Annotated in this window: 13 protein-coding genes; 8 read left to right on the forward strand and 5 right to left on the reverse strand. The window is 33.2% G+C overall.

The features are described 5' to 3' along the window. Positions 1-7: 7 nt before the first annotated feature. From P6733_RS10795 to P6733_RS10820, 6 genes are all read left to right on the forward strand, one after another. Positions 8-1,390 carry an ArnT family glycosyltransferase gene (locus P6733_RS10795; RefSeq protein WP_306352884.1) on the forward strand — a complete coding sequence of 461 codons (1,383 nt, stop codon included), beginning with the start codon at positions 8-10 and terminating at the stop codon, positions 1,388-1,390. Between the two features lie 33 nt (positions 1,391-1,423). After that, positions 1,424-1,984 (forward strand): L-threonylcarbamoyladenylate synthase, encoded by a 561-nt coding sequence (locus P6733_RS10800; protein WP_306352885.1) that lies wholly within the window; start codon positions 1,424-1,426, stop codon positions 1,982-1,984. After that, positions 1,984-3,420 (forward strand): CCA tRNA nucleotidyltransferase, encoded by a 1,437-nt coding sequence (locus P6733_RS10805; RefSeq protein WP_306352886.1) that lies wholly within the window; start codon positions 1,984-1,986, stop codon positions 3,418-3,420. Before P6733_RS10800 ends, P6733_RS10805 begins: the two co-directional genes overlap by 1 nt. A gap of 10 nt (positions 3,421-3,430) precedes the next feature. Next, the gene (locus tag P6733_RS10810; protein ID WP_306352887.1) at positions 3,431-4,441 is read left to right on the forward strand and encodes a COX15/CtaA family protein; all 1,011 of its coding nucleotides are present in this window, start codon (positions 3,431-3,433) and stop codon (positions 4,439-4,441) included. Between the two features lie 10 nt (positions 4,442-4,451). Continuing rightward, positions 4,452-5,012: a Crp/Fnr family transcriptional regulator gene (locus P6733_RS10815; RefSeq protein ID WP_306352888.1), complete on the forward strand. Its 561-nt coding sequence runs from the start codon at positions 4,452-4,454 to the stop codon at positions 5,010-5,012. A 73-nt stretch (positions 5,013-5,085) separates the two neighbouring features. Continuing rightward, positions 5,086-5,415: a DMT family transporter gene (locus P6733_RS10820; protein WP_306352889.1), complete on the forward strand. Its 330-nt coding sequence runs from the start codon at positions 5,086-5,088 to the stop codon at positions 5,413-5,415. A gap of 69 nt (positions 5,416-5,484) precedes the next feature. Here P6733_RS10820 and P6733_RS10825 read toward each other — a convergent pair whose 3' ends face one another. The 5 genes from P6733_RS10825 to P6733_RS10845 all read right to left on the reverse strand — a co-directional run bounded on the left by P6733_RS10825 (position 5,485) and on the right by P6733_RS10845 (position 10,880). Further along, the gene (locus tag P6733_RS10825; protein ID WP_306352890.1) at positions 5,485-6,243 is read right to left on the reverse strand and encodes a LytR/AlgR family response regulator transcription factor; all 759 of its coding nucleotides are present in this window, start codon (positions 6,241-6,243) and stop codon (positions 5,485-5,487) included. A gap of 53 nt (positions 6,244-6,296) precedes the next feature. Continuing rightward, on the reverse strand, positions 6,297-6,611 hold the full coding sequence (locus P6733_RS10830; protein ID WP_306352891.1) for a 2TM domain-containing protein: 315 nt from the start codon (positions 6,609-6,611) through the stop codon (positions 6,297-6,299). 8 nt (positions 6,612-6,619) lie between these two features. Then, positions 6,620-7,957: a 2TM domain-containing protein gene (locus P6733_RS10835; RefSeq protein ID WP_306352892.1), complete on the reverse strand. Its 1,338-nt coding sequence runs from the start codon at positions 7,955-7,957 to the stop codon at positions 6,620-6,622. A gap of 28 nt (positions 7,958-7,985) precedes the next feature. Next, positions 7,986-8,606: a hypothetical protein gene (locus P6733_RS10840; RefSeq protein ID WP_306352893.1), complete on the reverse strand. Its 621-nt coding sequence runs from the start codon at positions 8,604-8,606 to the stop codon at positions 7,986-7,988. A gap of 117 nt (positions 8,607-8,723) precedes the next feature. Next, entirely contained in the window at positions 8,724-10,880 is a 2,157-nt protein-coding gene (locus tag P6733_RS10845) for a TonB-dependent receptor (protein WP_306352894.1), read from the reverse strand. A 131-nt stretch (positions 10,881-11,011) separates the two neighbouring features. Between P6733_RS10845 and P6733_RS10850 the strand changes: the two genes are divergently transcribed. Both P6733_RS10850 and P6733_RS10855 read left to right on the forward strand, forming a co-directional pair. Then, positions 11,012-12,097 carry a winged helix DNA-binding domain-containing protein gene (locus P6733_RS10850; protein ID WP_306352895.1) on the forward strand — a complete coding sequence of 362 codons (1,086 nt, stop codon included), beginning with the start codon at positions 11,012-11,014 and terminating at the stop codon, positions 12,095-12,097. A gap of 160 nt (positions 12,098-12,257) precedes the next feature. Further along, positions 12,258-13,538, forward strand: a complete 1,281-nt coding sequence (locus P6733_RS10855) for a chloride channel protein (RefSeq protein WP_306352896.1) — start codon at positions 12,258-12,260, stop codon at positions 13,536-13,538. The last annotated feature ends 16 nt before the right edge of the window (positions 13,539-13,554 follow it).

Here is a 13,554-nt window from a genome sequence, read left to right on the forward strand (position 1 = left end):
ACACGCAATGATAAAAAACATCCATTTGAATACTGGGCTAATAATTTTACTATCTATAACCATAGTAGCTTTCTTAGTCAATTTCACTTTATATCCCTTTGTAGGGTATGATTCTGGGTATTATTTATCAATCATCCGAGAAGTTTATCATGGGAAAGTCTATTTTACCGATATAGCCATTCCCTATAATCCTTTGTCTATTCTTCTGATTGGTATTCCACAATTATTTTCAGAACATCCTGACTTTCGATTTCACCTGCTCGTCAACATTATAACGATAATTGCTTCGGCAGGTATATTCTATAAAATATTAGGTTATTACAATAAGGATTGGCGCTTAAAAACCATATTTAGTCTGCTGTACGTTGCAATCAGCTTGACATTGGATGGAAACCATTTGATGCTAGAACCTTTATCGATCTTCTTTCAGCTGCTTGGGTTACTTTTCTATTTACAGTATCGAAATACAGCTCGATTTCAAAATTTATGGATTACTGGTTTTTGTATCGGTTTATCCTTTTTAGCAAAGCAATATGGATTATTCATTCTATTACCGATTGGGGTTGATATTCTCCTTCGAAAAAAACACATTCTTAAAGAAACATTCTCAATTGGTATTACATTACTGTTACCAATACTTTTACTTTGGATATATTATATCACTAAAGGAGTAAGTCTATCAGAATTTATACATTATATTCTGGGTAAAGGAGTTCATTTTGATGTTGGCGTAGGTACAGGAGTGGATCAAAAACTTAGCTTCTCCACTTTCAAACACACAATTTATAGGAATCCATACATTCTACTGGTCCCTATTCTTTTCTTTTTTAATTATAAAAAAATAACCAAAGAGAACTATTTTATAATTCTTCTTCCCATTGCCTCATTCAGTGTGCTTCTATTGGCTGCATACGATCATTATTTCCAATATATAATTCCTTATTACCTGTTACTTTTCGTCTATGCAATATCCATCATCGATAAAAAGAAATGGAATTTAATTATTCTACTTATACTTATTTTCACCACCATTCGAATTATGAGTATGGGATATAAGCAATTCAGAAATAATGAGATTGAATTTAATACTCAGAAAAAAGAAGTTCAAATTATCAAAGCACTAGTTCCAGAACAATCCGAAGTCTACTTGGATGGAGTTTCGCCAGCACTATATTATCTCTGTGATTTTAAATCTATTCAATTAAAAAAAATAGGTTTTACATTTCCAGGCTACTTTTATCCCGAAACTATCATAAATAATATGAATTCGGGAGCATATTTAATCGTAAGTGAGGAACATCAAAGCCAATATGATGTATTTTTGCAGCAGGCAATCAAAACGCCACTAACGTTAAATGATAAAAAATTCTTCATCTACAAAAAACAATAGTTTAGAAATAGATGATTATAAAATATACATACCATGAACGAAGAAATCCACAAAGCCTTTGAAGTACTCCAAAACGGAGGTATTATTCTTTATCCTACTGATACTGTTTGGGGAATTGGCTGTGATGCGACTAATGAAGAAGCGGTTGCCAAAATATATAAACTAAAGCAAAGAGAAGAAAGTAAAAGTATGATTGTTTTGGCCAATGGCGAAAAAATGATGTATTCTATTTTCAAAGACATTCCAGAAGTAGCTTGGCAAATCATCGATTTATCTGAAAATCCAACAACTTTAATATTGGATGCTCCACGAAATGTAGCCAAAAATGTTATCGCACCCGATAATACATTAGGCATCCGAATTGTAAAAGAACCATTCTGTTTCAAATTACTGGAACGATTAAAAAAACCATTAGTTTCAACTTCAGCCAATATTAGCGGACAACCTACACCGAAATCTTTCAAAGAAATAAGCAAAGAGATTTTGGAAGGCGTAGACTATGTTGTAAATTTGCATCACGATAGAATTGCGGGTAAACCATCAACCATCATAAAGTTGGGCAATGATTCGCAGGTAAAAGTGATACGACGTTAATGAAGAAAGACCTAAACTATAAAGAAGCTTTAAGCAATACAATTTTTGAAATAATTTCACAAGCAGCAAGTGAACTAAATGTTGACTGTTATGTAATTGGTGGATTTGTTAGAGATCATATTTTACAAAGAAATACGGCTAAAGATATTGATATTGTTGCGGTAGGAAGTGGTATTGAATTGGCTTTAAAAGTTTCTGAATTATTACCCAAGAAACCTAAGGTTCAAGTTTTCAAAACCTATGGAACTGCCATGTTGCGCTATGAGGATGTTGAAGTAGAATTTGTTGGAGCGCGTAAAGAATCCTATCATTTTGACAGTAGGAATCCTGTTGTTGAAAATGGAACATTACAAGACGATCAAAACCGTCGTGATTTCACCATCAACGCACTAGCCATCTCTTTAAATAAAGATAATTACGGTGCTCTTTTAGATCCTTTCAATGGTATTGAAGATTTAAACAACAAAATAATCCGTACACCATTAGATCCAGACATTACTTACTCTGATGATCCATTGCGTATGATGAGAGCCATTCGTTTTGCCACGCAATTGAATTTTAGAATTGAAACAGAATCCTTAGATGCTATTACCCGAAATAAAGAACGTATTGCTATTATTTCAGGAGAACGTATTGTAGATGAATTAAACAAAATTCTTTCTACACCAAAACCGTCTGTTGGCTTCATATTATTACATAAAACAGGTTTACTCCACCTCATCATTCCTGAGTTAACAAACTTACAAGGAGTTGAAGAGGTAGAAGGACAAACCCATAAAGATAATTTCTACCATACACTCGAAGTTGTCGATAATATTTCACAAAATACTGATGATGTATGGTTACGTTGGTCAGCATTACTACATGATATTGGTAAAGCGCCTACAAAACGTTTCCATAAAAAAATTGGATGGACCTTCCATGGTCATGAATTTTTAGGGGGTAAAATGGTCAAAAAATTATTTGAGCGTTTGCACATGCCTTTAAATCAAAAAATGAAGTTCGTTCAAAAGATGGTTACACTAAGTTCTAGGCCTATTGTTCTTGCGGATGATATTGTAACGGATTCTGCTGTGCGACGATTAATTTTTGATGCAGGAGAAGATGTAGAAGATTTGATGACATTATGTGAAGCAGATATCACGACAAAGAATCCAACAAAATTCAAAAAATACCATCATAACTTCAAAATTGTACGTCAAAAAATTGTTGAGGTAGAAGAGCGCGATCATGTTCGTAAATTCCAACCACCCATAACAGGGGAAGAAATCATGGCAATTTTTAATATTCCACCTTCTCGTGAAATTGGAGTGATTAAAGAAGCGATTAAAGAAGCCATTCTGGAAGGAGAAATCCCAAATGAATATGAAGCAGCTTATGCATTCATGATGAAAAAAGCTCAAAAATTAGGCTTAACCATCGGCAACTCAAAATAAAAAAATTATAATGAAAAAATATTTCAATTCTGCTGCAAAAACTACATTAATATTAGTGTATTTAGTAATCGTTGCTGGAGCTTTAGTTCGTATGACTGGCTCTGGAATGGGATGTCCAGACTGGCCAAAATGCTTTGGATACTATATTCCGCCAACCGATATTTCAGAAATTGAATGGAGCCCAAATCATGAATTTAAAAAAGGCCAGATTATTATTCATGAAGAAAAACTGGTAGTAGCCAAAGAAACCTTTACAACCTCAACTACCTTTGAGGATGTACATTGGGAACCTTATACCAAACATGATTATGCTTCTTTTAATGCAATGCATACCTGGATTGAGTACATCAATCGATTGTGTGGTGCACTAGCCGGTATGGCAACATTTGCCATGGCTATATTTTCTTTTTCTTTTTGGAAAGAGAAAAAAGCAATTGTACTCCTATCTTGGCTCGCTGTATTTATGATGGGATTTCAGGCATGGCTTGGAGCAACAGTAGTATACTCTGTACTTGCTCCTGTACGCATTACGGTACACATGGTGATGGCTTTACTGATTGTAGCGGTGATATTATACATTTTGCATTTAGCAAATCGTAAACCGATTACCTTCGTCAAAAATCGACTATTTCAAAACGTAGTAGTGATTTCAATAATACTTACTCTTATACAGGTTGTATTAGGAACTCAAGTGCGTCAATTAGTAGATGAGCAAGTAAAAGCAGTAGGATACAATCCTGCTTTATGGCTCGACAATCCAACCGTTACGTTCTATATTCATCGTACTTTCTCTTTTATCGTATTGGGTATAAATTTATTCTTATATCTTCAGAATAAGAAATTGAAATTAGGATACCAAAAAATAAACTGGGTGTTATTACTTCTTATTATTGAGGTAATTTCTGGTGTTGGAATGTACTATTTTGATTTTCCATTTGGATTACAAGCCATACATTTAGTAATCGCTTCCATCCTATTTGGAGTTCAATTTTATTTAATTTTGGAAACAAGAAGAAAATAAAAACATTTGGATGATTAACACAATAATACAATCCATCTATCCACTGCCTGAGCAATCGTTAGCCAAACTAACTGAAACCATTGATCTTGTTACCTTACCCAAAGGGCATTTACTCTTTAAAGCTGATAAAATCGCAACCAATATCTATTTTATTAAAAAAGGGATTGCACGCGCTTTCTGTCATGAGGTTGATAATGAAGTAACATTCTGGTTTGGTATGGAAGGTGATATTGTTCTTTCCTACAATAGTTATATCAGCCTAAAACCAGGCTATGAGAATATTGAATTATTAGAAAATTCAGAATTATTTGTTTTAAAATCAGCGACTCTTCAAGCCCTATATAATGAAGATATTCATATTGCCAATTGGGGTCGGAAATTTGCTGAGCAAGAATTAATCAAAACAGAAGATCGCTTTATTTCTAGTCAATCAAAAAATGCAACTACACGTTATACCGAATTAATCAACACAACTCCTGATATTTTAAAAAGAGTACAATTAGGTTATATTGCTTCATACTTGGGGATTACTCAGGTTTCTCTAAGCCGTATTCGCGCCGTTCAAAAATAAAATCATTTTTTATCAAATGTTAAATTCAGTCTGCTAATTTATAAAGACCTTTGTCCTCATAAATAATCAAGATATGAACTGGATAATGTTAATAATAGCAGGGCTATTTGAAGTAGGATTTGCTACTTGTTTAGGAAAAACAAAAGAAGCAACAGGAACAACAGCAACCTTATGGTTTGCAGGCTTTTTTGTCTGTTTAACAATTAGTATGATATTATTATATCGTGCCTCGCAGACTCTTCCTATCGGGACTGCCTATGCAGTATGGACTGGAATTGGTGCAGTGGGAACAGTATTAATGGGGATTCTGATTTTTAAGGAGCCTGCAGATTTCTGGAGAGTATTTTTCATCAGTACATTAATTTGCTCCATCATCGGATTGAAATTTGTTGCTGCACACTAAAAAACAGTAAACTCATCTATATAAATAAGGCGTTATTCTTTTATTAGAATACCGCCTTTCTTTTTGTATTTATTCGATCCAGCTTTTAAAAGCATTAACCTTTTCCCGACTCACAATCACCTCATCTTCTTTGTAGGTTGGCAAAATTACTTTCAATCTGGAATTACTATAGAGTACTATTTCTCGTATGGCTTGCAAAGGAATGATGAATTTCCGACTAATTCGGAAAAATGATTTCGGATTTAATTCACATTCCAACTGTTCTAATGTGTTTTCAATGAGATAATTTCGGTTATCAATCGTATGAATATAGGTTCCTTTATTCTCGCTATAGAAACACTCAATTTCTTCAATCATGATTACCTTCAAGTGTTGTCCTACTTTAATGGTAAATCGTTTTTTATATTCTTTATCCAAAGTATTATTCAACATCTTTTTGATCTGATCAAAATCAAAGTTGAATGGTACCGCAGCTTTCGGCAATCTTTCTTGATATTTCTGTATCGCTATTTCCAAGTCTTCATCATCAATAGGTTTTAACAGGTAATCAATACTATTTAATTTGAATGCTTTTAATGCATATTCATCATAAGCTGTAGTAAAGATAATGGCGCTTTTAATTTCTACATTTTCAAAAATTTCAAAAGACAATCCATCGGATAATTGTATATCTAAAAAAATCAAATCAGGATGTGCATTATTTTTAAACCAAGTAATGGCTTGTTCAACAGAATGCAACATCACACTTACATCCAGAGAAAGTTTAGATAATTTTCTTTGAAGCAAACGGGCTGCTGGTTTTTCATCTTCAATAATGATAATATTCATTGCTTTATTTATAAATTAAAAATGGATTAATTTCTTTTCAAATGGATCTCAAATTACTCCCACTTTTCTCTCTTTTCTTCTTCCATCAATTTTTTAATTTTCTTCTCCTCCCAATTTTTTCCAAAAATCATATTCGGAATAAAGGTAGTCGCTGCATGAATCACAAGACCAATGCCCCAGCAAAAAGCAGTAATAAAATTACTATACTTAAAATACGATTCGCCCGGTTCCAAGTGGTTTATATTATATACAACGATAAATGCATTAACAACCAAGTATACCACAAAATGCGTATAGAAACCACGTATTTTTTTCACTTGCTCTTGCGCTTTTAAATAGCGTTCTTCATTTTGATAATTACGTTCCATAATTTTACTTATTTCCAGATTTGTTGATCATCATCCTTTTTCATCAATTCTTTAATCTTTCTTTCCTCCCATCGCGCTCCGTATCCAAATACATTGAACGCATGAATCGTTAATCCAAATCCCCACCCAAACATTGGGAAGAAAAACCATTTAAATCCCCATGCCGTCTGGTAATTGATAAAGGCCAAAAAGGGTATAACAAAGCAATACGAAATTAGACTGCTGTAAAATGCTTTAATCGCCTTTACTTGCTTTTGTGCTTTAATATAGGATTCATTTATATTGTGTTGTGGAATCTCTGTTTTCATGACTTGTTTCGTTAAGATTGGTATTTTAACTGAAAATATTTTTGCATTCGATTCAATAATCACTTTTCTATCCGTCAAAATAGCATATCGATTAATAATATTTTGAAGCCCAACACCGCCTCCATCTTGTAGTACTTCTTTCTTTTGGTAATCATTTTCAATGACCAAATAATTATTTTGTTCAAAAATGCGAATGTGTAAAGGGTGTTCTTCACTCACTACATTATGCTTTACTGTATTCTCTAGTAATAGTTGTAATGATAACGGGGCTACTTTTCCTTCTGGATTTAAGATTATTTCCGGTACTTCATAATATAAGCTCTCTTCAAAACGCATTTTCAAAAGATTCATATACGTCTTGGCAAAGGCCAATTCTTCTGCTACAGTGACCAATTCTTTATCTTTTTGTTCTAAAACATATCGGTAAATTTTAGACAAAGAGGTTGTGAATTTTGATGCATTATCTGGATTTTCTTCTATTAATGAAGCCAATACATTCAAACTATTAAAGAGGAAATGTGGATCAATCTGATTTTTCAAACTCTCAAATTGAGCCGATGCCGTACCCGCTATAATCTTCTGTTCTTTGACTTTATTTTCTTGTGATTTTTTATAGAAATATAGGGAATGAAAGAATAAAGAAATAACCAATGTAATGAATAACGAAACTATATATTCCTTCGCTTTTTCTTCCTGTAAAAAAGTTTGAAAAGGAATTCCTTTAAACCCAACGTGAACCATTGTTCTCAACAGAAATATACCTGCCATCGTCAATGATATACTTCCTGCTACTCCTATAACTAATCTGTACTTTTTATATCGATCCCATACTACTCGATTATTTAGATAATCAAAATAAAGGACATTAATCATGGTAAGTGTACTTCCAAATAAGCAATACAAGCCTAGTTCTTCTAAAAAAGCCGTATCAAATACTAATTGTCTGCCGTAAACAATTTGGATAAAAATAATTACAGTAGCAATAACAAAACTTATTACGATTCCTTTGATTAAAGTTTTATATAGAAATTTCATCATCACTTACTCTTTTAATAATTCTAACAGCTTATTTACAGGTTTTTGCAATTTCCTCAGCTCTTTCTAATCCCCATTTAGGAGAAAAGGTATTTTCAGGTTTAAATGTAGCAAAAAGTCCAATTGCTTTTTTAATTTGAGCACACATTGGTTGTGTATCTTGTCCAAAATATTTCGCTCCTCCTATTTCAAATTCCGCTTTAGAGAAAACAACTCTTGGATTATCTGGCGCTATGGCTTCTGCTTTACCATAAACTTCCATTACTTTTGCAGAATATCTCATTCCATTCGTCTGTGGATCGGATACAATCCAAGCAGTATAAATTAAGGCTTGAACAACTAATAACTCTGCATTTTTTTGATCTTTGATTAATTCAACATCTAATGCATCCTGTGCTTTGTTCAATAAAGCATCAATCTGATTTTTATCTTTGGTTACAAAGGCAGCAGTTGTGTTAACCATTGCTACATAATAATTCGGTAACCAATTGTCTTTTTCTACTGAAGCAATACGTTCAAACTGTGAGGAAGCTTCCGTAGTTTTTCCTTCTCCCCATAATGCAAAACCTTTTTGCATTCCTTGTTCATATTGCGTTTGTGCTGTTAACATACTGCAAATGAATAATACGAGCATTGTTGTAATTTTTATCATATCTATAAGCTTAATGGTTATTATTAATTTCTATACAAATTTCAGTAGAAAGTCATCACTATAAAAAAGAGTCTTACTCAATTGTAAAAAACAAAGGATGAACTGTAAAAAACAGCTTTAATTAAGATTTTCCAATTGGTTACTCTTCTTATCATCGCTTATAGTCCAGAAGAAACCAACAAAAAAGAAACGATCGGCTGTAGGTGTAACTGCCTGACTTTTAAAAACTCCATTTAAATCAGGTCTCGTAGAATAATCATATCCATATATATTTCGGAATCCTAATACATTGGAAATAGAAAAATAAAGAATCTTTTGAGGGCTTAATAAATACGCCCAACTCAAACTTAAATTATTATATGCCTTAGTCTTTCCATTCATAAAAGTTGCCTCATTAGGGTTATTATACGGTCTCCCTGAAGTAAACGTATGCGTTACCCCTACTTGAGAGCGTAAATCATCAATCCAGTATTTGGTCACAATAGAAAATGTATGATCGGCAACAAAATTTGGGGTTACTTTCGTTGGATAATTTTTAAAATCCCTTTCCGTATTGATATAAGAATATGAAATCCAATATTCCAGATTTTTTATTGTCTTACTATCTCTCCAGAAAAGATCTAATCCTTGCGCATATCCTTTTCCTGAATTATTAAATACCGAATTGTATTGGGATGAGGGTGTATCGTATTTCACCAAATTATCGTATTTCTTGTAATATGCTTCTGCTCGAAAAATTCTCCCTCTTACATTATATTGATAATTCAATATATAATGTTGTGTTTTTTCATTCTCTAAGTTGGTTGTATATTTCAAATAGTCTTGTCTTGGGGCTTGGACAAAGTCTCCGTATGCAAAAGATACTTGTGCATTTTTATTCATTTTATAGGCTATAGAAGCTCTTGGAGAAACCGAAAACTGGTCGAGCAAACCGTTTTGTGAAGCTCTCACACCGATCTTCCCTGCTAATTTTTTAGATAGAAAAATATCCATTTCACTATATACCGCTGCAATATTACTTTGGTATCCACTACTCACGGTATTTATGTTAGGCTCTCTGTAGTCTTCATCAAATTTTGTAATGAAATAATCCCCTCCAAAAGTTAATTTCATTCGATCTGAAATATTTTTTCGTAATTTTAATTTTAGGTGAGAAGCATGTTCCCCATTCTTAACATTGTTGAGCCCTAAACCAATTTTATTTTGATCATATCCGTAGCTTAATCCCGTTACTATTTGCCAGTTTTCACCAAAATATCCTTTGTAAGATCCATTCAGATAAAAATTATTATTATTCATATCGACACGAATAGGATCATCGTGATTTACATCGTTCTGATCTAAATCGAATGTAGCATGATTAAAGGCTGTATATAATTTTAATAATCCATTCTCAAACTGTCTTCGGTAAACTGCTTCTCCCGATAGCGATTGATAGGGCTTATTCCAACTAATATTTTGAGGAATCAATTTTTGATACGGTGTTAAATCGGTATATGCCATATTCACACTCAAAGAAGATTTATCCCATTTCTGCGTATTTCCTAAACCTAAACCTACGGTCATAAAAGCAATATCAGTTTTTTCCTGAACCGGTTCATCAATTGTACTGAGTAATAATACACTGGATAATGCTTCCCCATATTCTGCCGAATAACCACCTGTAGAAAAACTAATCCCATCAAATAAGAAAGGCGAAAAACGTCCTCTAGTCGGTAAGTTATTAGTGCTTGCTCCATAAGGTTGTGCTACCCGTATACCATCAATAAATGTTTGTGTTTCGTCAGCTTCTCCTCCGCGAACGAATAATTTCCCACTTTCCCCTACGGTTTGTGTTCCTGGTAATGTTTGCAACGCTGCAATAATATTCCCTGCCGAACCTGCAGTCGTCACAATATCTAATGGTTTCAGAGCTGCTACCTTAGCATTATCTCCAGATTCAAAAGTTCCTGCATTAATCATAACCGCATCTAATCCGTTAATGGATGATTTGAGTTTAAACGTTTTGGATTGAAAAGACTCCACCACTACCTTTAATTTCAATGTTTCAAAAGTCAAAAAGCTAATAATTAAGATTTGCTCTCCTTTTGCAGTAGTCATAAAAGTAAATTCTCCATCCGTATCTGTTGAAGTGCCATCATAAGTTCCGTCAATGTACACATTGGCATTTCCCAATGGAATACCTTGTTCATCCACAACTTTACCCGAAAGTTTAGTTTGCGCCTCTACTATTATTAAACTGAATAGGCAAAAGAAAGTAATTATCGTTTTCATACTATTGATTTTGGTTATAGCAAATGTGCGACAACGGGAATCCTTACCATAAAAAAGAGTACTGAGTTGTACAATATCAAGGATGAATTGTAAACCAATTATTTCTATCTTTAATCATTAAAAATACCCACATGACACCTACTGACATCATCAAAACCAGACTCTTAAACCAACAGATTTCTGCAAGAAACTTCAAAACACCCGAAGAAATTGTAGCATGGCAATTGGGATTTCAAGCACAGGACTTCACTAGTTCTAAATGGGCTATTGGGATGCGTTTATCTAATACTACTGAAGCCGAAGTGGAAAAGGCACTCTTGGAACGGAAAATAATTAGAACATGGCCTATGCGGGGAACGATCCATATCATTGCTGCAGCGGATGTACATTGGATGTTTGACCTTTTAAAACCACATATATTGCGCATTCATGCATCCGTTTTTCGGGAACAAAACTTAAATGAAGCAATCTTATTAAAATCCAATGATGTATTACAGCAACTATTGGAGAATAAAAAAGAATTGACCCGAGAAGAATTGTCTCTGGGTCTAAAACAAAAAGGAATTGAAGCCGATAAAGTACGATTATCTTGTATTTTGACTCATGCAGGATTAAGCAAACTCATTCATTTTGGAACTAAAAGAGATGCTGAATTCACCTATAGCCTCTATCATTCATTACCTCTTCAAAGTACTTCTTTCGAAATAGATGAAGCTGCTGCCCACATGGCCTATCGCTTCTTCAATAGTCATGGTCCAGCAACTTTAGAAGATTTCACATGGTGGTCTGGACTAAGCCGAAGTAAAGCTAAAATTGCAATCGAATTAGCAAAAGTAAATCTACAGGAAATAAAAGATAAGGATCAAACATATTGGATGTCTACTACAATTTCACCACTACAAGATCATTCTACTACTTTTTTGCTACCTAGTTTTGATGAATACTTAATGGGTTATCGTGATCGTAGCTTTTTCCTTGATTCCAAAAATCAAAAAGATGTTATTCTCAAAAATGGCCTCTTTAAATCTTCTATCATAATAGATGGGAAAATTATAGGAACATGGAAACGCATCAACCAAAAAGAGGCTATACAGATTGAGGCTACTCCTTTTATCCCGCTCAATGAACGACAAAAAAGCACAATCCATAAAGAAGCAGAACGTTACGCTCGATTCCTTGAAAAACCATTGTTGGATGTAAAGTATATTCACATCTAAAAGAATATTAATAAACTTTTAACGTAAAGTCTTTTCCATATTTGCCTTATTAAATTTTTCTATTGATTATTTTTGTATCACTTTTTACCACATAGAACACTCGTTTTCAAACTATCGCCTCATTCATTTGGAAATTAGCCTTCAAAAAAATAATAAAACCATGAACAAAATAGGCAAAATTAAGAAGAATTATGAATGGATTAAAATTCAAAAATTAGTTGTTGTATCCATTCTTATAGGATTCCTCTGTGCTTTGTTAGCTTTGACCTTGAAACGTATGACGGAATATTATGAGGAAATATTTTTCCATCTCACTTCTGTTTATGTACTCTACTTTGTACTCTTCCCTATATTCGGATTATCTGTCATTTATATTTTAAGACAGTATCTTTTCAAGAAGAAAGAAAATAAAGGAATTAAAGAGATTTTTGAAAGCGTTAGTACACCTAATAAAAACATTCCGGTATACAAAATCCCCTCTCATTTTATTAATGGTTTAATTACCGTGATATTTGGAGGTTCAACAGGTATTGAAGTTTCAACCGTTGTAGCATCAGCTGCTATTGGTTCGGTTGCACAGCAAAAAGAAAATTTATTTAAAAAATACAAAACAGAACTTATCTGTGCTGGTGTTGCCGCAGGAATTACCGCTTTATTCAGTAGTCCATTTGCTGGTATTCTTTTTGCTTTTGAAGTAATTTCTAGAAAAATAACAAAAGCTTTTCTTATTACGAATATCATTGCAGTAGCGGTAGCCTTTGGTTTCATCTTCATATTGGATGAAAAACCTTTATTTGCTGTATCCATTGCAACATGGCATTATCATGCAATTCCTTATTTTATTTTATTGGGAGTTTTAGCAGGATTAAATTCCGTTTATCTTACCCGAACGGTTATGCTTATTAAAGCACAATTTTCAAAAATCAAAACACATTATACAAAAATTGTCATTGGTTCCATCATATTGAGTATTTCACTTATTCTTTTACCTCAATTATACGGCGAAGGATATCATGCAATAAAAGATATCATACATAATTCTGCTGATATTACTTTGACGTTTTCCTTTGCTCTTACATTACTTGGAATTTTATTACTAAAACCGATCGTTACATCTGTAACCTTAGCTTCTGGTGGAGATGGTGGTGTTTTTGCACCTAGTATTTTCATTGGTGCCTTTCTAGGATTATTTGTTGCCATAGTGTTGAATACGTTTTTCCATGTCAATGTTATTCCGATTAACTTTATGATTATTGGAATGGCAGCCATGCTTAGTGCCAGTATACATGCTCCATTTACAGCATTATTCTTGATTTGCGGACTGATTAATGATTATACATTATTCTTTCCAATACTTGTAGTGTGTTTAATTTCAAAATATACCGCAAAAAAAATATATCCATATACCGTATATACTTTTTCACCCATAATAACGAAATAATCAAAAGGTTCTTAGT

The sequence above is a fragment of the Flavobacterium aerium genome (genome assembly GCF_030766725.1).
Lineage (GTDB): Bacteria > Bacteroidota > Bacteroidia > Flavobacteriales > Flavobacteriaceae > Flavobacterium > Flavobacterium aerium.